Origin of the sequence: Pseudomonas sp. 22526 (genome assembly GCF_052044735.1) — a bacterium.
GTDB classification, from domain to species: Bacteria; Pseudomonadota; Gammaproteobacteria; order Pseudomonadales; family Pseudomonadaceae; genus Aquipseudomonas; species Aquipseudomonas piscium.
In genome coordinates this window covers 125,307-146,282 of the sequence record NZ_JBQENK010000011.1, presented here as the reverse complement: position 1 = coordinate 146,282, position 20,976 = coordinate 125,307, and the positions used below count along the sequence as shown (strand labels likewise).

Below are 20,976 nucleotides of genomic sequence, written 5' to 3'. Positions count from 1 at the left end.
TGACTCAAATCGATGAATGGCCCAGGCGCTCGGCCAGGCGCGCCACCCGCTCGCCCAGGTGCGCGGCGGTGCGGCGGTCTTCCAGAGGGGGTGCGTGTTCCGGGGACTGTTCGACATTCGACTGGGCCATGGCGCCCAGGGAACTGCCGAGGCGATTCAACTGGCCATCGAATACTCCGATGCTGGAACGCGCCGGCAGCAGGTCGAGGCCGACCCAGATCATCGAGTGCTGGGCCGCGAAGACCGCCATCTGCAATAAGGTGTTGAGCTTGTCGCCACACAGGCAACCGGAATTGGTGAAGCCGGCGGCGAGCTTGTCGCGCCAGGGCTGGGCCAGGTAGAACGCCGCGGTGGCCTCCATGAAGCCCTTGAACGGCGCCGAGGCGCTGCCCATGTAGGTCGGGGCGCCGAAGATGATGGCGTCGGCCTGGTGCAGGCGCTCCCACTGCTCATGCACCTCCTCGACCGGAATCAGCCGGCAGGCGCTGTTCAGGTGACTTTCCACCCCCTGGGCCACGGCTTCGGCCATGACCCGGGTATGGCCATAGCCACTGTGATAGACCACCACCACCTTGCTCATTCCGGCATCCTCCAGACCTGTTCATCCTTTTTTCTTCGCACCGCACGCACAATCGTCCCTTCGATCGGCGAGCGCGAAGGCCTGGAGTTTTGGCTGCAGGGCGGACGCAGGGCGAGTTAAACGTTGTTAATTTTCAATGGCCCAGGCACAGCCCCTGGCCGCTGGTCGCCAAGGCCGCGGCCAATGAATACGGGCGCCATCGCTGGCAAGGAGATTGCTGCGGCTGGCGCACAGGATGCACGCCCGTCCGCGTTGCGTTGCGTTGTGCGAAAAACCTGAGGAACATGCTCGAAAACCGCGAGATAGAGGCCGTGCCCTCGTCCGCCCTTCCCGCACAGGTGCAACGGGGAGGATAAAAAAGACAATCGCCGCAGGAGTGAGCCGTTGACCCTAGCCCCCGAACAGGCCGTGCATTTCGGCCCCTACCGGATCTACCCCGGGCAACGCCTGATCCTGGAAGCCGAGCGGCCCTTGCGCCTGGGGCGCCGCTCCATGGACATTCTGCTGATCCTGCTGGAGCACGCCGGCGAGGTGGTCAGCAAGCAGCAACTGATCGCCCGAGTCTGGCCCAAAAGCGTGGTCGAAGACAGCAACCTGCGGGTGCACATGGCGGCGCTGCGCAAGGCCCTGGGCGACGGCCAGGCCGGCCAGCGCTACATCGTCACCGTGGCCCAGCGCGGCTACAGCTTCGTCGCGCCCTTCGCCCTGGAGCCCTTCTCCCCCGAGCGTTTCGAGCATAGCCCCGCAGGCGCTCCCGCCGAGCCGGGCGGCCATAACCTGCCGGTGCGGCGCACCCGCCTGATCGGGCGCCAGATCCTGGTGGACAACCTGATGCGGCAACTGGCGCGCCAGCGTTTCATCACCCTGGTCGGCCCCGGCGGCATCGGCAAGACCACCGTCGCCCTGCGGGTCGCCGAACAGCTGATCGGCCAGTACCGGGACGGCATTCGCCTGCTGGACCTGGCCCCGCTCAACGACCCGCGGATGATCACCAGCCACCTGGCGACCCTGCTCGACCTGGCGCTGCACGACGACGAGCCGCTGGCCAGCCTGGCGAGCTTCCTGCGCGAGCGGCAGATGCTGCTGGTGATCGACAACTGCGAGCACTTGCTCGACGCCATTGCGCCGCTCTGCGAAAGCATCCTGCGCGCGGCGCCACAGGTGCATGTCCTGGCCACCAGCCGCGAGAGCCTGCGGGCCGAGGGCGAATTCGTGCAGCGCCTGGAATCCCTGGACTGCCCACCGCCCATCGCGGTTCTGGACCGCGCCCAGGCCCTGACCTTCTCGGCCCTGCAATTGTTCGTCGAACGGGCGATGGCCAGCCACGACAGTTTCGAACTGAGCCATGACGAATTGCCCCTGGCCATCGATATCTGCCGGCGCCTGGACGGCATTCCCCTGGCGATCGAACTGGCCGCCGCCCAGGTCGGCAACCTGGGGCTCGCGGGCTTGCTCAACCAGTTGCAAGGCAGTTTTCGCCTGCTGACCCAGGGCCGCCAGATCACCCCGGGGCGTCATCAGACCTTGCGCGCCACCCTGGACTGGAGCTTCGAGTTGCTCAATGTCTGCGAGCAGGCTTGCCTGCGCCGACTAGGTATCTTCAGGGGCGGCTTCACCCTGCAATCGGCCGCGGCGGTGATCGTCGGCGAGCACATCGAAGCCCGCGTGGTCTTTACCTCGATCACCCAACTGGTGGCCAAGTCCCTGCTGAACGTGGAGGTCGGCGACGAGGAGGTGTTCTATCGCCTGCTGGACACCACCCGCAGCTATGCCCTGGAAAAACTCGAACAGGCCGCCGAACTGCCGGATACCCGCAAACGGCACGCCGAACGTTGCCTGGCCTTGATGCATCAGGCCCGGGACGACTGGGAGCAGACCCCCTCGCCCCTCTGGATCGAGCGTTACGCCCGCAGCCTGGAAGACATCCGCGCGGCGCTCGACTGGGGCTTGCATGCCCAGGCCCCGCAACAGCTGGCGATCCACCTGGCCGCGGCGTCCGCGCCGCTGTGGCAGGAGTTGTCGCTGCTCAAGGAACACGGCGGCTATGTGCGCCAGGCCCTGGCCTTGCTGCACGCTGCGGGCGAGCCCTGCCCGCGCCTGACCCAGGCCCTCAAGCTGGCCCTCGGCAGCGCCTGCTACCACACCCAGGGCAGCAGCGTCGAAGCCATCGATGCCTTCGTCGCGGCCAGGACCCTGGCCGAAAGCAACGACGACGTGGCCGGCCAGCTCAAGGCAGTGTCCGGGCACATGGCGGTCAACCTCAGTTGCGGTCACTACCGACTGGCCCTGGAACAAAGCCGGCAGTTCGATCAACTGGCACTGCGCGACGCCGGCCCGGCCGCGATGTCCCTCAGCACCCAGCGCCTGCAGGTACTGGCCCTGCACTTTGCCGGCGACCAGCCGCAGGCCCGGGACCAGGCCGAGCGAGTCCTCCAGCTGATGGCCCAGAGCGGCAACCTGAGCCGCTTCACCCGCGGCTTTGGCGTGCAGTACGACCAGAGCGTCGCAGCCCTGACGATCCAGGCGCGAATCCTCTGGCTGCAAGGCCATCCGGAACAGGCCTGGCGCACCGCGCGCCAGGCCCTGGACATTGCGCTGCAGATCAACCACGGCACGTCCATCTGCTACACCCTGGCCCTGGCCGGCTGCCTGATCGCCCACTACAACGGCGACACCGCGACCGCCCGCGAACTCCTGCGCCTGCTGCTGGAGCAGGCGCAGAAGCATTCGGTGCTGCTGTTCTACACCTGGGGCCAGCACTATGCGCAGGTCATCGAAAGCGGCCTGGCGTTCTCGCCGCCGCAATCCGGTATCGGGCTGATCGGCGAAATCATGGTGACCCTGGACGGCGCTTTCATCGATAACGCCTTGCTGCAACGGGCCGAAAACGGCACGGCGGGCTGGAGCACGGCGGAGATCCTGCGCGCCAGGGCCGAGGCGCTGCTGACCGACAATGCGGCCGACGCCGCCGAGGCGCTGCTGCACAAGGCGCTGGCAGTGGCCAGGGCCCAGGGCGCGCTGACCTGGGAATTGCGCAGCGCCACCTCGCTGGCCCGGCTCTGGCAGCGCCAGGGCCAGGCCCGGCGCGCCCATGAGCTGCTCGAACCGCTCTACGCCCGGTTCACCGAAGGTTTTGCCACGCCGGACCTAACCCGCGTCCGTGAATTGCTCGATGAGCTGCAACGACAGGCTCCTGACTGACAGCCAGCGCGCCTTGCCGATGGTGTGGGCATGCCGCCTTTCGAACACCCGCAGCTGCCCGCTGCGTTCCAGCTTCTCCAGCGCGTAGGCGCGGGTGGTGTTGAGAAAGCGGTACTGCGTCGTGCCCTGGCCCTGCTCCACCGCCAGCAGCGATTTGCCCGCCAGCTGCGCCATCACCTCGGCCACGCACTCGGGCCGCAGCACCGCACAGCTGATGACGTCGATGGCGGCCTGCACGCTGAAGGCCGCGTCGAACACCGCCAGGCGCTGTAACAGGCTCTGCTCCAGCGGGCTCAGCCGTTGATAGCTCCAGTCCAGGGCGGACTTGAGCGTCTGATGCCGCGCCACGGCGGTGCGCCGGCCCTGGGTCAGCAATTGAAAGCAGTTGTCCAGTTGCGCTTGCAGCCCCACCAGCGCCAGCGCGTCGATCTGCGCCGCCGCCAGTTCGATGGCCAATGGCAGGCCATCGAGCCGCTGGCAGATTTCGCGCACCGCTGCCAGGTCCTGTTCCCGCAAGGCAAAGCCCTGCTGGCAGGCCCGGGCGCGGCTGACGAACAGCTGCACCGCCGAATGGCTCATGACCTCGGCCACGCTGTGCAACGACGAAGCCGGCGGCACCGACAGGGCCGCCAGGCCATGCACAGTCTCCCCCGAGGCCCGCAGCGGCTCGCGGCTGGTGGCCAGGATCGACAGCCGTGGCGCCGAGGCCAGCAACTGCTCCACCAGGGCCCGGCAGCGTTCGAGCAGATGCTCGCAATTGTCCAGCACCAGCAAGGCATGCCGTGCGGTCAGTGCCTCCAGGCCGGCGTCCAGTTCCAGGCTGTGCCTCAAGTGCTCGACCAGTTGCGCCGGATCCTCGATGGCCGCCAGGTCGATGAACCACACGCCGTCGCGGTAGTGCTGCAACAGCAGCTCGGCGACCCGCAGCGCGACGGTGGTCTTGCCGACTCCCGCCGGACCGACCAGGGTCATGAACCGGCGCACCGGCAACTGCCGGACCAGGCTGCCGACCACCGGGTCGCGCCCGGTGACCGGGGTCAGCCGTGCCGGCAGGTTGTGCTGGGGCTGGTGCAGAGCCGCGAGTGAGACGGTCTCTTCTTGCGCTTCACGCAGCACCGGGGCGCTGAAGCAATAACCGCGCTGCGGAATGTTGCGGATGTAGCCTTGCCCGTCCGGGCCCTCGCCGAGGGCGCGGCGCAGGGCGGCGATGTGCACGCGCAGGTTGATGTCCTCGACCACCGAGGTCGGCCAGACGCAGGCGATCAATTCGTCCTTGCTCACCACTTGGCCGGCGCGCTCGACCAGCACCCGCAGGATATCCAGGGCGCGCCCGCCCATGCGCAACGGCCGATCGCCGTCGAGGATCAGCCGCTGCCGCAAGTGGAAGATGTAGGGGCCGAACCGCAGCACCCCGTCGCTGTTCAAATCTCTGACGCTGTTCATGCACATCCACGTGCTGGAAACCTGGCCCGGCGCCAGGCTCCCGCACCTCCATTGCCAAGAATTCCCCGGTATCTTCGCAGGCGACGATGACGGCACAACCGCCATGGGGGGAGCGTCACGGCCATCAGGGTGCGCCAGACGGACAAGCCGGCGCTAGCTGAACTGTTCGCGGTACTGGGTGGGGGTCAGGCCGAGCTTTGCACTGAACAGGAAGCGCATGTGCCGCACGCTGCCGAAGCCGCTTTTGTAGGCCACGGTCTTGAGCGGCAGGTCGCTGCTCTCCAGCAGGTTCCTCGCGCGGTCGATCCGCGCGCTTTGCAGGAACTCCATGGGCGTCATGTTCACCTCGCGGGCGAACACCCGGGCGAAATGCCGCGTGCTCATGTTCGCCAGGCCGGCCATGCGTTCGATGCTGAAGGCTTCGTCCAGGTGTTCGAGCACGTGATTCTGCACCCGGGTCACCGGCGTTTCCTGCGGCGCCACCGCGGCCGTCAGCGGGCTGAACTGGGCCTGCCCGCCCTGGCGCTTCATCACCACCAGCAGCACCTTGGCCACGTCCTGGGCAACTTTCTTGCCATGGTCCCGGGCGACCACCGCCAGTGCCAGGTCGATGCCGGCGGTGATGCCGCCCGAGGTGATCAGGTTGCGGTCCTCGACGAAGATCCGGTCGGTCTCCACCCTCGCCTCGGGGAAGGCCCGGATCAGGCGTTCGGTGTAGTGCCAGTGGGTCGTCACCCGATACCCGTCGAGCAAACCGGCATGCCCGAGGATGAAGGCCCCGGTGCAGATCGAGCCATAGACGGCCGAGCGGCGCGCAGCCCCCGGCAGCCAGTCGAGCAAGGGTGGGTGCTTTTCGTTGTAGGCGCCCGGGCCGCCCGGCACCAGCAGCAGGTCATAGCTGCCGTCTGCTTCGTCGATATGCCTGTCGGCCTGCACGCTGACGCCATTGGAGGCGCGCAGTGCGCCGTGCTCGGTGCCGATCGTCGAGAGCTGGTAATGGTCCTTCGGCTCCAGGTAACGATTGGCGATGGAAAACACCTCCATGGGCCCGGCCATGTCGAGCAGGAGAAAGTCTGGGAACAGCACCATTGCCACGGTTTTCATGGGTAAAGATCACTGATATCAAAGGGTTGGAAGCCTGACGCGAGCCTGGGGATTATGCCCGGACGGCGCGCGGTCGTCGGCCAAGAATACGTGATTCAGCACACAAAATTGTCAACTTAAAAGGGACAGTCTTTCAGTTTCCATCTACTTATTGCACCAGCGGGTAAACATTAGCCTTCTCCTCAACCGGACGAATTCCCGTCCCGACAGGAGATTCCCTCATGCTGACCCTTCGCAAAGCCTCTGATCGCGGCGCCGCCAACCACGGTTGGTTGAAGTCCTTCCACACCTTTTCCTTCGCCAACTATCGCAACCCGCGGGAACAGGGTTTTTCCGACCTGCTGGTGATCAACGACGACCGGGTCGCCGCCGGCAAAGGCTTCGGCCAACACCCGCACCGGGACATGGAGATTTTCTCCTATGTGCTCGAAGGCGCCCTGGAACACAAGGACACCCTGGGCACAGGTTCGGTGATCCGCCCTGGCGACGTGCAACTGATGAGCGCCGGCAGCGGCGTGGCGCACAGCGAGTACAACCACTCGGCCACCCAGCCGGTGCACTTCCTGCAGATCTGGATAGTGCCGGATGTCAGCGGCGCCAAACCGCGTTACCAGCAAGAGCATTTCAGCCCGCAGCAAAAACGCGGCCGCCTGCAATTGATCATCTCCCCCGAGGGGACCGGGGGTTCGCTGCAGGTGCGCCAGGATGCGCGGGTCTATGCCGGGCTGATCGACGGCCAGGAAAGCGCCACCCTGAAGCTCGACGCCAACCGCTACGCCTATGTGCATGTGGCCCGCGGCTCGGTCGACCTCAACGGCCTGCCCTTGCAGGAAGGCGATGGCGTGCGGGTCCGCAAGGAACAGGCGCTGACCTTGAGCCAGGGCATGGATGCCGAAGTGCTGGTGTTCGATCTGCGTGCGCAGGAACTGCCAGAAATGCCTTGACCCTCACCTGCCCGGGGCCCGTGCCCCGGGCATTTTTTTGCCCGGTGACAAGGCTTCGACAGCCCGCTCGCCGGTCCAGGCCGGGGCAACGTCTCGCCATTCATCACAAGCCTGTTGAAATCCCTTTGCAATATCTCTGCGCAATAATAATGTAGCGATATCTACATTTTTTAGATCTGTCACTACATGAATAACTGGCTAGCGCTGATCCTCGGATTACCCACCGCGAACGCAACGGCGCGCATGCGCGCCTGGCGGGCCCTGAAAGCCTCCGGGGCCGCAGTGTTGCGCGACGGTGCCTACCTGTTGCCGGACACCGCTGCCTGTCGCGAAGCGCTGGCCGCGGTTGAGCGGGACATCCTGGCGATCAATGGCACTGCCTTTGTCCTGCCCGTGGTGGACCCGGACGGCGAACGCTTTATCGGGTTGTTCGAGCGCAACGAGGACTACAGCAAGCTGCGCAGCGAAATCGAGGAATGCCGGGGGCAACTGACGGCGCAGAATGCGCTGGCCAGCACCCGCCAGATTCGCAAGCTGCGCAAAACCTACGATCAGCTGGCCAGCATCGATTTTTTCCCCGGCCAGCCGAAGCAGCAGGCCGACGCCGCCTTGCAGGAACTGGAGACAGCGGTCAGCCGGGCCTTGTCCACGGATGAGCCGCATAGCCGGGACCTGCCAATCACCCTGCTCAGCCTCGGCGACTATCAGGGCCGGGTCTGGGCGACCCGCAAGCGCCCCTGGGTCGACCGCCTGGCGAGTGCCTGGCTGATCCGCCGTTTCATCGACCCCAAGGCGCGGATCCTCTGGCTGGACCAGCCTCGGGACTGCCCGGCCGACGCCCTGGGTTTCGACTTCGATGACGCGACGTTCAGCCATGTCGGCAACCGTGTGACCTTCGAAACCCTGCAAGCCAGTTTTGCCCTTCGGCAACCCGGCCTGAAGCGTCTCGCAGCCCTGGTGCACTACCTCGATATCGGCGGCATCCAGCCCGTGGAAGCGGCCGGCATCGAGCGAGTCCTGGCCGGGCTGCGCGAAACCATCAGCCATGACGACCAATTGCTGGCCGCTGCCAGTGCCATTTTCGACGGCCTGCTCGCCGAGTTCGTGAAAGAGGAACAAGCCCATGAGTAAGGTTTCCGAGTCGACGCTTGAAGCGGATCTGCCAAGACCCGAGCCAATCGGTTTGCTTGAGGCCTTCTGGTTCTGGCTCAAGCTCGGCTTCATCAGCTTTGGCGGGCCAGCGGGGCAGATTTCGATCATGCACCAGGAGCTGGTGGAACGCCGGCGCTGGATTTCCGAGCGACGCTTCCTGCACGCCCTCAACTACTGCATGTTGCTGCCCGGGCCCGAGGCCCAGCAGTTGGCGACCTACATCGGCTGGCTGATGCATCGGACCTGGGGCGGCGTGATTGCCGGCGCGCTGTTCGTATTGCCTTCGCTGTTCATCCTGATCGCCCTGTCCTGGCTGTACATCGCCTTCGGTGAAGTACCGGTGGTGGCCGGGCTGTTCTATGGCATCAAGCCCGCGGTGACGGCGATCGTCGTGCAGGCGGCGCACCGGATCGGCTCCCGGGCCCTGAAGAACCCTTGGCTGTGGGCAATCGCCGCGGCGTCATTCACCGCGATCTTCGCCTTCAATGTGCCGTTTCCGTTGATCGTGCTGGGGGCCGCCGTGATCGGTTACCTCGGCGGTCGCCTGGCGCCCGAGAAGTTCAAGGTCGGAGGGCATGGCGCGGCTAAAAAGTCCTTCGGCCCGGCCTTGATCGATGACGACACCCCCTCCCCCGAACATGCCCGTTTCAGTTGGCTGAAACTCGCGCTGCTGGCATTTATCGGCGCCCTGTTGTGGGCCTTGCCGATGGCGGCGCTGACCGCGCTGTTCGGCTGGCAAGGCACCTTGACCCAGATGGGCTGGTTCTTCACCAAGGCCGCCTTGCTGACCTTCGGCGGCGCTTATGCCGTGCTGCCCTATGTGTATCAGGGCGCCGTCGGCCACTACGGCTGGCTGACCCCGACCCAGATGATCGACGGCCTGGCCCTGGGGGAAACCACTCCCGGGCCGCTGATCATGGTGGTGGCCTTCGTCGGTTTCGTCGGCGCTTATGTCTCCCAGGTGTTTGGTGCCGACCAGGTGTTCCTGGCCGGTGCGGTCGCGGCGGCCCTGGTCACCTGGTTCACCTTCCTGCCTTCGTTCCTGTTCATCCTCGCCGGCGGCCCGCTGGTGGAATCGACCCACAACGAGCTCAAGTTCACCGCACCGCTCACCGGGATCACCGCCGCGGTGGTCGGGGTGATTCTCAACCTGGCGTGTTTCTTCGGTTACCACGTGCTGTGGCCGAACGGCTTCGGCGGCGCCCTCGACTGGCCCTCGGCGCTGATCGCCGTTGCCGCGGCGCTTGCCCTGTTCCGCTTCAAGCGCGGCGTGATCCAGGTGCTGCTGGCCTGCGCGCTTGTGGGCCTGGCCGTGCACTTGCTGCGCTAGGGCATGTGAACTGATTGACGATCTCTGGCAGGCGTTGGGCCTGCCAGTTCACCCAGCCTACCGAGTTAGGCAGGAGGTGTTCCATGAGGTGGATTACCCGCGAACGACCCAAGATCGACCGCATCGCCTGTCCCTGGTTGATCACCCGCTTCATCGATCCTCAGGCGGAGTTTCTGTACGTGCCCAGCGCCGATGTGCTGCGGATCGCCGCAGAGAAAGACGCGGCCCCCTACGACATACCCGGTGTAGAGCTGAGCCATGAGGGTGAGCTGTGCAGCTTCGACGCCTTCCTGAAGAAGTACCGGCTCGGCGAGCCGGCCTTGCAGCATCTGGCCAGGATCGTGCGCGGGGCCGATACCTCGCGCCTGGACCTGACCCCGCAATCGGCGGGGTTGTACGCGATTTCACTGGGCCTGTCGCAGCGCTATGGCGATGACCATGAAATGCTCGCCCACGGCCTGATCCTGTACGACGCGCTCTACGCCTGGTGCAAGGATTGCCAGAGCGAATCCCATAACTGGCCTCCACAGATGTGAGGCGGCCAGCTCGTCACCAAGCCCAGCCTGGTGCTGGGCTTTTAGGGGCAGTCTTGCGATCGATTGCTTACGGCAAGCAGCCCCTCAGCCCTGCCCCTTGAGGAAATGGCGGATGCGGATCTGCACCCCTTCGCTCTGGAAGCGGCGGGCGGCCGCCTCGATCTTCAGCTCGGCGCGGGTCACCCGCTCATGGTGACGCAGGTGGCCGACCCAGGACTCGTCGAAGAACACTTCGCACCACAGGCGCGGGTTTTCGCTGTCCTGCAGCAGGCACCAGGAAAACGAACCGTTGCGCTGGCGCATGCGGCGCACCGGGTTCATCGCCTGCTGGAAGGCCTGGGCGTGTTCGGGGGCAATGTCATATTCCAGGCTGATCATCACCGGGCCGCGCTCCAGGTCCTGGTCGTCACTGAGCAGCGGTTGCGGCCAGTGCAACGACGGCGCCAGGTCTTCGGCGCTGCGCTGGGGCAAGCCGACCCGCCAGGTCAGCCCGACCCCGGCCAGCAAAACTGCTGCCGCCGCGCTCAGGGCCAGGCTCATGGACAACAGGCTAGCCACCCAGCCCCAGAGCAACCCGCCCAGGGCCATGCTGCCGAAGAACATCAGGATATACACCGCCAGCGCTCGCGCCCGCACCCAGGCCGGCACCGAGGTCTGGGCCGCCACCTGGAAACTCGAGAGCACGGCGATCCAGGCGCCGCCGCTGATCAGCATCACCGGGATCAACAGATAGAAATCGCGCAGCCAGGCCAGGGCGAACAGCACCAGGGCGTAGGTCACGCTGGCCAGCGCCACCAGGCGATCCACCGCCAGGTGCTGGCGCAGCCGCGGCAACAGCATCGCCCCCAGCACCGCGCCGAGGCCGACACTGCCGAGCAATACGCCGAACTGGGTCGCGCTGCCCTGCAGCTCGCCCCGCACGATCAACGGCAGCAGGGACATGCCAGCGCTGGCGCCGAAGAAAAACCCCAGGGTGCGAATCAGTACCCGTTGCAGCGGATGGGAACTGCGAGCGTAGCGCCAGCCCACGCGGATCGCACTGAACAGCCGCTCCGCCGGCAGCACCGCGACTTTCGGTTCGCGCCGCCAGCAGGCAAGCACGGCGATCACCGCAAAGAACGACAGCGCATTCACCGCGAAGGTCGCCCAGGGCCCGGCCAGGCTCACCAGGACTCCGGCAATGGCCGGGCCCACGGCGCGCGCCACGTTGGTCCCGACGCTGCTCAAGGCGATGGCCGCGGGCAACTCGCCGGCGGGCACCAGCTCCGGGGTCAGGGCCGACCAGGCCGGCATCATCAGCGCCGTGCCGATGCCCATGGCCAGGGTCAGCAGCAGCAACAAGGGTACGGTCATCAGGCCGCTGAGGGTGAGGAACGCCAGGAGCATGGCGACGCTGGCCATCCAGCCCTGCACCAGCAACAGGTAGCGGCGCTTGTCGACGATATCGGCCAGCGCCCCCGCCGGCAGCGCGAGGAAAAACATCGGCGCCGCGGCGGCCACCTGCACCAGCGCCACCGTCATCGGGCTGGCCGACAGCGAGGTCATCAGCCAGCCGGCGCCCACCTCGTGCATCCAGGTGCCGATGTTCGAGGCGATGCTGGCCAGCCACAGCCCGCGAAACAGGCCATGCTTGAGCGGGCTCCAGGGCGAACGGGAGGCCGCGCTACGGGAAGAGTCGAGGGTCTGTTTCATGACGGTCCTTGAGTCGGGGAAGCGGTTTACAGTCCGGGCGTTTTTTACGCTGCCAACGACCACCGGCCGGCGCAAGCGGGTTGCGTCGGCCGGAGGTCATTCACGGCAGGCTTACTTGACCTGACGTTGCGGCGCCTTGTGCACCATGGTGTAGGCGTAGTCCACGCCCATACCGTAAGCGCCGCTGTGCTCGCGCACCAGGTCCATCACCGCGTCGTAGGTTTCCTTGTGCGCCCAGTCGCGCTGGAACTCGAGCAGCACTTGCTGCCAGGTCACAGGCACCGCGCCGGCCTGGATCATGCGCTGTACCGACATGTCATGGGCTTCCTGGGTGGTGCCGCCGGAGGCGTCGGTGACGATGTACACCTCATAACCTTCGGCCAGGGCTTCCAGGGCCGGGAAGTTCAGGCAGACCTCGGTCCACAGCGCGGCCATGATCAGTTTCTTGCGTCCGGTGGCCTTCACCGCTTCCACCAGCTTCTTGTCTTCCCAGGAGTTCATCGAGGTGCGTTCGATCGGCTGGTGGTCGGGGAACACGCTAAGCAGTTCCGGCCAGATGTAGCCGCTGAAGCTTTCGGTTTCCACCGAGGTGAAGATGGTCGGCACCTTGAAGATCTTCGCCGCCTTGGCCAGGCCCACAGTGTTGTTCTTCAGGGTCTGGCGGTCGATCGACTGCACGCCGAAGGACATCTGCGGCTGGTGGTCGATCAGGATCAGGGCGGAGTTGCTTGGGTTGAGCAGTTCACGGATAGACATGGCGCGTTCCTTTTGCTGTCGAGTGGGTTCAAAGGTTGAGTTGCACAATTCGGGGGCTCGGCGCGGGTTCCGCTAGGGAGGCTTTGCTGCCGGCTTGGTGGCTAATTTAGGGACTGGATCAAAAGGGGACAATTCCCTAAAACCGAGAATCATTGATTCCGAAAAAGGGACAATTCAAAAACGGCCGCACAGCCCGCTACGAACGGCGTCCGACTGCGCAAACGGCCGAACGCAGCACAGCCGTACAATCCCTACGCCCTGTAATAGGCAACCATGCTTCGCCTCGATCCGATGGCCACGCCAAGCGGACGCGGGTTGACCGAAGGCCTGCCGGTAGCTGCCAGAACCGAGGCCAGCCGCGTCCCGGGCCCGCCACCTTGATGCGGAAAATAAGCATGCTGCTTGCCTCGAAACACCTCACCGCCCCAGGGCCGATGCGCATCCGCCTGAAGCCGCTGTGGCTGCTCGCCTTGCTCAGCGGCGGCGCCCCGGCGCTGGCCGCGCAGAGCGCGCAAGACACCCCCGGCTTCCTTGAGGGCGCCAGGCTTGAAGTGCTCAGCCGCAACTTCTACCTCAACAACGACTATCGCTCCCCGACCCCGGCCGGCAAGAGCTACAAGCAGGAATGGGCCCAGGGCTTCATCGCCTCCTTCGAGTCCGGCTTCACCCCCGGCACTCTTGGCGTGGGGGTCGATGCCCACGGCTTCCTCGGCTTGAAACTGGACGGCGGCAAGGGGCATTCCGGGACGGGCCTATTGCCGCTGGATCATCACGGGCGCAGCGAAGACAGCTACTCCAGCGCTGGCGGCGCGCTGAAGTTCAAGGCTTCGCAAACGACCCTGGCACTCGGTGAAATGACCGTGGCAACCCCGGTGTTCGACACCGCCGACAAACGCCTGCAACCGGAATACGCCAGCGGCCTGCTGCTCTCCAGCCAGGAGTTCGAGGGAGTCGAGTTGCAGGCCGGTCACTTCAGCGCCTTCAAGAACCAGGACGCCTCGACCGGCCAGGGTGACTTTGCCGGTTACGGTGCAACCACCCGCCACGCCAGCATCGACTTCATCGGCGCCGACCTGTTCGCCGGCCAGGCACTGGGCGGCGCCCTCTACGCTTCGGAACTGAGCGACACCTGGCGCCAGTACTACGCCAACCTGCATGCCAGCCTTGGCCAGCTGTTCCTCGACGGCAACCTCTACCACAGCCGCGACCAGGGCCAGGCCGTGGCCGGCGCCATCGACACCACGGCCTACAGCCTCTCCGGCAAGTACCGGATCGACGCCCAGGCGTTCACCCTGGCCTACCAGAAAATCCATGGCGACACGCCCTTCGACTTCGTCGGCGGCGACTCCATCTACCTCGCCAACTCGATCAAATACGCCGACTTCAACGGCCCCGGCGAGCGCTCCTGGCAGGCGCGCTACGACCTCGACCTGGGCACCCTGGGCATTCCCGGCCTGAGCTTCATGGCCCGCTATGTGAGCGGCCGCGGCATCGACGGCAGCCACGCGCCCCAGGGCGGCGCCTACAACCCCTTCGACAGCGCCAGCGGCACCTACAGCCCGCAACAAGGCCGGAGCGGACGCCATTGGGAACGCGACCTGGACCTGCACTACATTGTGCAGTCGGGCCCGGCCAAGGACCTGTCGCTGCAACTGTCCCACGTCAGCCACCGCGCCAACGCCGCCCAGGCCGGCGACGACATCGACAGGCTGTACATCGTCATTCAGTACCCGCTCAAGCTCGGGCCGTTCTGATCCTGCGCGGCAGACGTAATAGCCTGCTGCAGCGTTTCCAGCGTTGCAGGCTTGAACAGGATCTCGTCCATGCCAGCGGCCTTGCATCGCTCCACCGCACTGCTCTCGATGCTGGCCGTCAGGGCAATGATGCGACAGCGCAGACGGCTACTCTGGGACTCCTCCCAACGGATCCGCCTGGCCAGTTCGAAGCCGTCCATCCTCGGCATCATGCCGTCCGTGAGCACAATGTCGAAGTCCGCGCTCAGCCAGCGCATGAAGGCTTCCTGCCCGTCTTCAGCGACCACGACCCTATGCCCCAGGGTTTCAAGCTGGGTGGTGAGGGTGGCGCGATTGAAGGCGTTATCTTCGGCCAGCAAGATCGACAATGGATGCGCTTCGGCAGCAATGGGCTGCGCCTGCTGCGCAGCTTCGCCCTCGACAGCGGCTGGCGGGTCGCAGATGGGCAGGCTCAATTCGAGGCTGAAGCAGGACCCTTTGCCGGGTTCGCTGCGCGGGTTGATCTTGCCCCCCATCAGCTGCACCAGACGGCGGCTGATGTTCAGCCCCAGGCCGCTTCCGGACGCCTGCCCCGCGCCTGGTGCGCCCACCTGAGAGAAGGGCTTGAACAGCTTGCCCATGTCCTCGACGGAAATGCCGACGCCCGTGTCGATGACATCGAGGTCCAGGCGCAAGCTGTCCCCGTCACGGCGGGTGCGGGCCTGTAGGGTGACGCCTCCGCGCTCGGTGAACTTGATGGCGTTGCTCAGCAGGTTGAACAACACCTGCTTGAAATGCAGCGGGTCCATCAGCACCCATGCCTGCAGGTCGCCTTCCACCTTGACGTCCAGGGTCAGGCCTTTTTGTCGCGCCATACCCGCAACGACCGAGGCGACGCCTTCAATCTGGTGGTTGATGAGCACCGGCTCAGGAAACGAATCGATCTTTCCGGACTCGATGCGAGAAATATCCAACACATTGCCCAGCAACAACAGAAGCCCCTGGGCCGCTTCCTGGGCCACGGACAGGGACAGGCTGTCGGCCTCCCCCCGTTTCGCTCTCCGCAGGGCGAGTTCCTGCATGCCGATGATCGCGTTCAGCGGCGTGCGTATTTCATGGCTCATCGTCGACAGGAAGACAGTCTTGGCCTGGTTGGCGGCCTCGGCCCGCTCCTCGGCCGCCCGGGTCCTGTGGACCTGGCGCCGCAGGTAGAACGCCCAGATCAGCGAGATGGCGATCAGCACAGCGAAGAGCCCACCCAGCTGGAGAATCTTGTCGCGATGGTCATGCCAGAAGTCGCTCCCGCCCTTGGCGAAGCGCGGCGCCCAGGCCTGGACTATTTCCGCGACCTCTTCCGGCGTGATTGCCAGCTGCGCCTTCTCCAGGATGCTGCGCAACTCCGGCTGGTTCTTCGCCACCCCGATGCCGATGGGCGTGGAGATGTTCTGCAGGATCCCGGTGACCTGGATGCGATTGTCGAAGTACTGGGCCGACAGATAGCGGCCGGTGTAGTCGCTGCTCAGGTATACCTCGCTCAGCCCCGAATCGACCGAGCGCATGGCCTCGAGGAAGGTGGGGTATAGCTTCAGCTGAATCGCCGGATAGTCACGTCTTATCATGTCGATGAAAAAGTAACCCTCCCCCGTCGCCAGCGTCCTCCCATTCAGATCGGCAAGCCCGGTGAAACGCCGGCCGGCGTGACGGCCACCGCTGGCGGCTGTCATCAATACGGTGGAGCTGCGCAGGTACGGCGGCAAGACATCCAGTGGCGTCTCGAACAGGTCGGACTGAGGCATGGCCGGGGTCAAAAGCGCCCGCCCCTCGGCGATGAGTTTGTTGGTTGCGAGGGTGTTCTGCGTGCCCAGGTAAGAGAACTTCAGGCCACTGCGTTGGCTGATCAATTCCAGATAGTCGCGGCCAATGCCGGTGACGCTGCGGTCCCGTCCCAACTCACCCAGCGCCCCGAGCGAGTAGTTGATGGCGACGGGGACCTGCGGGTGGCTGTCCAGCCAGCGCTGTTCCGCGGGCGTCAGCTTCACCCGCTCTTCGTCGATGCTCAAGCGGCGGCCGGCGCTCCAGTTGCGCAGGATGTCTTCCCCATGGCGCCTGGAGATCCTGGGTATCGCCCGGTCGATGATGTCCCTCAGCGACTCGTCTCCCGGACGCAGCAGGAAGCGGAAGCCCTGGCTGTCGACGGGAGCGAAGTTGTCGATCCGCAAGCCCAGCAGATAATGGGTTTGAATCAGGTAATGCGAGGACACGGCATCCCCCAATACCGCATCTACGTCCCCCAGCGCCAGCGCTTCGAGCGCCCGTTGCGGCGAAGCGAAAAACTCCAGCTGGCTATGGGGGTAGGCCTCCCGTACCGCCTGTTCCTGAAGATAACCGACGGTCATGCCCAGGACGCTACCGGCCTGGCCGGGATCGAAGGGCTGGGCGTCCGAAGTCACCAACACCGGCCGGTCGGACAGATAGGACTCGCTGAGCAGCAGCCCGTTTTCCCGGCCTTCAACCTCGCTGCCCGCGCCCAGCAGGTCGATCTCGCCACTGCGCAAGGCCGCCAGCGCCGAGTCCCGCGACGAGTAGGCGCGCACCTGGGGCGGCTGCTCGAATATCAGGGCCAGGTAGTCGGCCGTGATGCCCTGGTAGCGATCCCCATAGAACACTGACAGGGGCGGATAATCGAGCAGCACGACCCCGACCCTGAGCGGCCCTCGCCCTTCCAGCCACTGCCGCGCCTTGGCGTCCAGCCAGGGGTGATTGCTCGCGGCCATCCGACCGGACAACGCGATGTCATGTGCGTGAGCGGAAAATATCGGTGAAAGAAAACCCAGCAACAGAATGCCAATAGCTGCGAGGGACCTCAGTAGCATGGGGAACCTTCCTTGAGGTACTTGCGAAAACGAGGGGCGGTTGACGCGACCCGACAGGCAGCCCCTGCGGAGTCGTCGACAGTCTGGCGTATTGGCCGAGAATTTTAGGCCTTAGTGGCGCGCGGCGACATAAAAACCAGCAGGCAACGGATATGGCATCGCAGGCAATCGGCGGGACGAGGCTCGAATCTTTTGCCGGTTAGGGCAGCGCCCTCGCGAGAAATCCCGCGAAGGCGTTGCCCTTCATCCAAGGTGCACGGCCAGGGCTCTAGAACTGGTATTGCGCGCGCATGACCATGCCGCTGCCGGTGTCGTCGCCCACCGCATTGCTGATGTTATCGGTACGTGCCTTGACGTAGTTGGCGCTGAGTTTCAACGCCTCGTTGGCGTACCAGTTGACCCCGAGGGTATGGGCCTTGCCCTCGGTATCGCCGACCTGGCGGGTGGCGGTGCTGACGACCACATTGTCATCCTCGACCTTGATGGCGTCGTAGCGGTAGAACAACTCCCAGGCGCCCCACTGCTTGTTTTGCGGCTTGATCGTATCGAACCGGGCACCATCCAGCCTGTAGATGCGCGGCTCTCCGGTCAGGGTATAGGCCAGTTGCGCGTAATAACCCGAGGCCTTTATGTCGCTTTGCGCCGCATCGGCCTTGAGCGTGCGGCGCAGGTATTCGCCCTGGACGGAAAACGCATCCATGGCCCAGGCGCCCTCGACGCCCCAGACCGAGTCGTCCGCCCATAAGCCCTGCTGCGCCGTGCTGCCGCCAAATACCGCGCGATTACCATTGCTACCGGCGCTGTTGCCGCCGTTGGTCTCCACCCCGCGCATGCCCATGCGCGAACGGATACGGGTATCGACGGCGCTGTCCTTGAGGTCGCGATAAGCGAACTGGGCGCCGAGGTGCAGCACATTGCCGGACTCATGCAGCGGCGCGAACACACCCCGCAGGTTGTAACGCTTGACGCTGTCGCCATCGGTGTCGTTGTTGTTCTCGCTGAACAGGCTGCCGGACAGGTAAGCCATCCCTCCCACCACGCCGTTGGCCTGGACGCCCATGCCGCTGTTGTCGTTGATCCACTCCGCCAGGTCATAGGACAGATTGCGTTCCAGGGCAGTGACCCATTTGGAACTGGTAGCCTTTTCCAGACCGAAGTCGGTATAGAAACGCCCCACTTTCAGGTTCAACGGATTGAAGCCGGTATAGGTCAGGCTACCCTCGTCGAAGTAACCCGTGCTGTCGTTGCCCACGTTACGGGAAAAGTCGTAGTTGATCTGATACTTCCAGTCCCGGTAGAGCGTGCCGCCCAACTCCAGATAGGCTCGCCGAAAGTAAGCCGCATCGGCGGTATTACCGTTCTTGGTGTAGTAACCGTCAAAGGTCCCGTAGTCCGCCTGTACCCGGCCGCCCAACTTGAAACTGAACTCCTTGTCAGTGGTTGCCAGCTCCAGGCCGCCCTTGGTCTTCAGTACAATGTCGGCCCCATCAGTGGTCACGGTGCCGGCCTGGACCGTCGCTGACAGCGATGCGCCAATCAGACTCCAGGCAATACTGTTCCCCAACCCCATATAGAGCTTTTTAATAAACATTCGAGACTCCCGATTTGGCTTTTAGTGTGGCGGCAACCTGTAACAAGCAAATTCAATAACTGAATCAGGTTGACCCTGGGCGATCCTGGGAATCCCACATGACACTTTTTGTTTATTGAAAAGATATTTCAATGACAACTAAGCCAGCGCAATACTGCTCTTCCTCGCCCCCTTGGAAACACCTGCCTCTCACAAAAAAACCACCTTGCCGTTACCCGGCACCGATATGTCAGAAAAATTTCACTTTTTTAAAAAGTTCGAACAAACACCGAAAACGCCCCCTGGCAGCGCCGCTGAAAAACGCTCTTCCCAGGCCGCCTCAAAACCACTCCTGCCGATCGTTGAACGTCTGGCGAATCAGCGCCACGAGCGCCTGGACTTCCCCCCGCTTGGCCGACTGCGCATGGGTGCTCAGCCAGGCGTTACGCTCCATCTTCTGTTGGAACAGCTCAGGGAGCGCGACCAGGTTGTTATCGAGGGCAGTGATGTAGGCAGGCAGTACGCCGACACAGGCACCGCGCCTGATCAGTTCCAGGGCCAGCTCATGGCTGGGCACCTGCGCCACTCCCGCGGGTCGCTGGCGGACCATCCGGTTCCAGGGTTCGAGTACCGCCACGCTCTGGTACTCACGGACCTGCACCAGCAGGTAATCATCCAGATGCCTGGCCTGGCTGGGTAATGCCGCCTCTCGCGAATAACGCTTGGCGACGCAGGCCTGATAGCCGATCCGGGCCAGGGCGACGGGCGTGGTGGTCGCGAATCCGGGGTCGGGTCGCGGGCTTCCCGGCTCGGCGAGCCAGAGCATGATGTCGACCGGACGCCCCGGATCGCAGGGGTTGGAAGAGACATCCAGGTCCAGGCGCACAGCAGCGTTACGTCGCAGGAATGCCAGCAGATCACGCAGGACCAGGTCATGCAGCAAGGCGTCTGCCACCGCCAGGCGCACCACAGGCACAGGCGCGCGGCTGGCCTTGGGCAAGGACTCATCGAGCTGCGCCGACAACGATGCCTGCAGTCTCTGCCCCTTGAGGGTCAGGCTCAGGACGTTTTGCCGGTAGACGAACAGTGGACCGCCGAGGCGTTCCTCCAGCTGTCGCAGCTGCTTGCGCAACACCGTCGGACTGATATTCAGGCTGCGTGCAGCCTGCTTGAAACACGCACAACGAGCACTGGTCAGGAAATACTCGGCCACATGCCGGTCAATCAATGCAGTCTCCAATGCTCGCGATTCATCGCACATAGGCTGCACATTCAGCTGCCGTTGGTACGGCATTCCCCGAGCACCTTGTACTCGATGGTGATGAGCTTGCCCGCCGAGTCCTCATAGGTCATGCGCGAAGGCACGATATTGCAGGACTTGATCGGCGGAGTGACGTTGACCACCTTCTTGATATCCAGCTCCGTCTCGTAGCTGTAGTTCTTGACGACCGGTGCCTCCTTGCCCTGTTTCGCCGCATAGGCCGCCATGGCCCGCTCGTTCGCCTGCATGGCACGTTCGAAAGTGCGGTCGCCACCGCCTTCGGCCATGGCCAGGGACGATAGGGAAAGTACCAGGGTGGCAATACCCAATTTAAATAACTTCATGACTGCTTCCTCGTTCCGGTTAGTTATGACGAGGATAATCAGCCGCCGCTGTCAGGAAGATCACGCGCACATTACTTATATGTAATAAACTTCAGGCCGCCTCTTTCCCAAGTGCGAAACCCATACAGAACAAGACTTCCAGCGATCACGAAAAACCAACTCCAACTTTCAAGCTTACTGATTTTTAATAACCAGGCCATCTCGGCGTTATCTGTTGCTTGCAACTATCGGCCTTGACTCCAGCCGTTAACCAGAGGGTTCGCGAGTACAACTAACAAGAACGCCCCAGGCGACATGACAGCTGATGGCTTCAAGCTCGACTCCGGCACCGGCCGCAGCGGCGGGCGCGGATCCTTCAACATGCTGCCGGTGGACGACGACAACCACCCGGCCGACAACTACAGCAAGATCGGCGGCGCGGCGAAAATGCGCCTGCTCGATACGGTGATCAAGGTCG

General features: G+C 64.3%; 15 protein-coding genes and 1 pseudogene. 7 read left to right on the top strand and 9 right to left on the bottom strand.

Annotated features, from left to right (window positions below):
* Positions 1–4 precede the first annotated feature (4 nt).
* On the bottom strand, positions 5–580 hold the full coding sequence (locus ACTJKT_RS18535; protein WP_025810215.1) for a flavodoxin family protein: 576 nt from the start codon (positions 578–580) through the stop codon (positions 5–7).
* A gap of 384 nt (positions 581–964) precedes the next feature.
* On the opposite strand from ACTJKT_RS18535, the gene ACTJKT_RS18530 reads away from it, so the two are divergent.
* Positions 965–3,781 (top strand): ATP-binding protein, encoded by a 2,817-nt coding sequence (locus tag ACTJKT_RS18530; protein ID WP_440788086.1) that lies wholly within the window; start codon positions 965–967, stop codon positions 3,779–3,781.
* Here ACTJKT_RS18530 and ACTJKT_RS18525 read toward each other — a convergent pair.
* Positions 3,728–5,224 (bottom strand): ATP-binding protein, encoded by a 1,497-nt coding sequence (locus ACTJKT_RS18525; RefSeq protein WP_440788085.1) that lies wholly within the window; start codon positions 5,222–5,224, stop codon positions 3,728–3,730. The two genes, ACTJKT_RS18530 and ACTJKT_RS18525, sit on opposite strands and share 54 nt — an antisense overlap.
* Before the next feature lie 153 nt (positions 5,225–5,377).
* On the bottom strand, positions 5,378–6,328 hold the full coding sequence (locus tag ACTJKT_RS18520; RefSeq protein WP_440788084.1) for a GlxA family transcriptional regulator: 951 nt from the start codon (positions 6,326–6,328) through the stop codon (positions 5,378–5,380).
* Between the two features lie 221 nt (positions 6,329–6,549).
* Between ACTJKT_RS18520 and ACTJKT_RS18515 the strand changes: the two genes are divergently transcribed.
* The 4 genes from ACTJKT_RS18515 to ACTJKT_RS18500 all read left to right on the top strand — a co-directional run bounded on the left by ACTJKT_RS18515 (position 6,550) and on the right by ACTJKT_RS18500 (position 10,290).
* Positions 6,550–7,272: a pirin family protein gene (locus ACTJKT_RS18515; protein WP_440788083.1), complete on the top strand. Its 723-nt coding sequence runs from the start codon at positions 6,550–6,552 to the stop codon at positions 7,270–7,272.
* 186 nt (positions 7,273–7,458) lie between these two features.
* Positions 7,459–8,403, top strand: a complete 945-nt coding sequence (locus tag ACTJKT_RS18510) for a chromate resistance protein ChrB domain-containing protein (protein WP_440788082.1) — start codon at positions 7,459–7,461, stop codon at positions 8,401–8,403.
* Positions 8,396–9,754, top strand: coding sequence for a chromate efflux transporter (chrA, locus tag ACTJKT_RS18505; protein WP_440788081.1), 1,359 nt, complete (start codon positions 8,396–8,398; stop codon positions 9,752–9,754). The genes ACTJKT_RS18510 and chrA overlap by 8 nt, the downstream gene beginning before the upstream one ends.
* An 83-nt stretch (positions 9,755–9,837) precedes the next feature.
* Positions 9,838–10,290: a chromate resistance protein ChrB domain-containing protein gene (locus tag ACTJKT_RS18500; RefSeq protein ID WP_440788080.1), complete on the top strand. Its 453-nt coding sequence runs from the start codon at positions 9,838–9,840 to the stop codon at positions 10,288–10,290.
* An 84-nt stretch (positions 10,291–10,374) separates the two neighbouring features.
* Here ACTJKT_RS18500 and ACTJKT_RS18495 read toward each other — a convergent pair whose 3' ends face one another.
* Together ACTJKT_RS18495 and ACTJKT_RS18490 are read right to left on the bottom strand one after the other, a co-directional pair.
* Complete coding sequence (locus ACTJKT_RS18495; protein ID WP_440788079.1) at positions 10,375–11,982, bottom strand: MFS transporter; 1,608 nt, start codon at positions 11,980–11,982, stop codon at positions 10,375–10,377.
* Between the two features lie 111 nt (positions 11,983–12,093).
* Positions 12,094–12,738 carry a hydrolase gene (locus ACTJKT_RS18490; RefSeq protein ID WP_097302942.1) on the bottom strand — a complete coding sequence of 215 codons (645 nt, stop codon included), beginning with the start codon at positions 12,736–12,738 and terminating at the stop codon, positions 12,094–12,096.
* 395 nt (positions 12,739–13,133) lie between these two features.
* Between ACTJKT_RS18490 and ACTJKT_RS18485 the strand changes: the two genes are divergently transcribed.
* Complete coding sequence (locus ACTJKT_RS18485) at positions 13,134–14,492, top strand: OprD family porin (RefSeq protein WP_440788078.1); 1,359 nt, start codon at positions 13,134–13,136, stop codon at positions 14,490–14,492.
* Here the strand turns inward: ACTJKT_RS18485 and ACTJKT_RS18480 are convergent.
* The 4 genes from ACTJKT_RS18480 to ACTJKT_RS18465 form a co-directional block, all read right to left on the bottom strand.
* Positions 14,462–17,344 carry an ATP-binding protein gene (locus ACTJKT_RS18480; RefSeq protein WP_440788077.1) on the bottom strand — a complete coding sequence of 961 codons (2,883 nt, stop codon included), beginning with the start codon at positions 17,342–17,344 and terminating at the stop codon, positions 14,462–14,464. The genes ACTJKT_RS18485 and ACTJKT_RS18480 overlap by 31 nt on opposite strands.
* A gap of 268 nt (positions 17,345–17,612) precedes the next feature.
* Positions 17,613–18,935, bottom strand: coding sequence for an OprO/OprP family phosphate-selective porin (locus tag ACTJKT_RS18475; RefSeq protein WP_440788076.1), 1,323 nt, complete (start codon positions 18,933–18,935; stop codon positions 17,613–17,615).
* A gap of 319 nt (positions 18,936–19,254) precedes the next feature.
* Entirely contained in the window at positions 19,255–20,142 is an 888-nt protein-coding gene (locus tag ACTJKT_RS18470; protein WP_440788075.1) for a LysR family transcriptional regulator, read from the bottom strand.
* 44 nt (positions 20,143–20,186) lie between these two features.
* Positions 20,187–20,519, bottom strand: a complete 333-nt coding sequence (locus ACTJKT_RS18465; RefSeq protein ID WP_440788074.1) for a DUF2790 domain-containing protein — start codon at positions 20,517–20,519, stop codon at positions 20,187–20,189.
* 306 nt (positions 20,520–20,825) lie between these two features.
* On the opposite strand from ACTJKT_RS18465, the pseudogene ACTJKT_RS18460 reads away from it, so the two are divergent.
* Positions 20,826–20,976 (top strand): annotated as a pseudogene (locus tag ACTJKT_RS18460) (OprD family outer membrane porin); the annotation flags it as partial.

Excerpts from the sequence above, each read along its gene's own strand:
- ACTJKT_RS18535 (WP_025810215.1), bottom strand. The coding sequence starts at position 580 with ATGAGCAAGGTGGTGGTGGTCTATCACAGTGGCTATGGCCATACCCGG.
- ACTJKT_RS18525 (WP_440788085.1), bottom strand. The coding sequence starts at position 5,224 with ATGAACAGCGTCAGAGATTTGAACAGCGACGGGGTGCTGCGGTTCGGC.
- ACTJKT_RS18520 (WP_440788084.1), bottom strand. The coding sequence starts at position 6,328 with ATGAAAACCGTGGCAATGGTGCTGTTCCCAGACTTTCTCCTGCTCGAC.
- ACTJKT_RS18515 (WP_440788083.1), top strand. The coding sequence starts at position 6,550 with ATGCTGACCCTTCGCAAAGCCTCTGATCGCGGCGCCGCCAACCACGGT.
- ACTJKT_RS18510 (WP_440788082.1), top strand. The coding sequence starts at position 7,459 with ATGAATAACTGGCTAGCGCTGATCCTCGGATTACCCACCGCGAACGCA.
- chrA (WP_440788081.1), top strand. The coding sequence starts at position 8,396 with ATGAGTAAGGTTTCCGAGTCGACGCTTGAAGCGGATCTGCCAAGACCC.
- ACTJKT_RS18500 (WP_440788080.1), top strand. The coding sequence starts at position 9,838 with ATGAGGTGGATTACCCGCGAACGACCCAAGATCGACCGCATCGCCTGT.
- ACTJKT_RS18495 (WP_440788079.1), bottom strand. The coding sequence starts at position 11,982 with ATGAAACAGACCCTCGACTCTTCCCGTAGCGCGGCCTCCCGTTCGCCC.
- ACTJKT_RS18490 (WP_097302942.1), bottom strand. The coding sequence starts at position 12,738 with ATGTCTATCCGTGAACTGCTCAACCCAAGCAACTCCGCCCTGATCCTG.
- ACTJKT_RS18485 (WP_440788078.1), top strand. The coding sequence starts at position 13,134 with ATGCTGCTTGCCTCGAAACACCTCACCGCCCCAGGGCCGATGCGCATC.
- ACTJKT_RS18480 (WP_440788077.1), bottom strand. The coding sequence starts at position 17,344 with ATGCTACTGAGGTCCCTCGCAGCTATTGGCATTCTGTTGCTGGGTTTT.
- ACTJKT_RS18475 (WP_440788076.1), bottom strand. The coding sequence starts at position 18,935 with ATGTTTATTAAAAAGCTCTATATGGGGTTGGGGAACAGTATTGCCTGG.
- ACTJKT_RS18465 (WP_440788074.1), bottom strand. The coding sequence starts at position 20,519 with ATGAAGTTATTTAAATTGGGTATTGCCACCCTGGTACTTTCCCTATCG.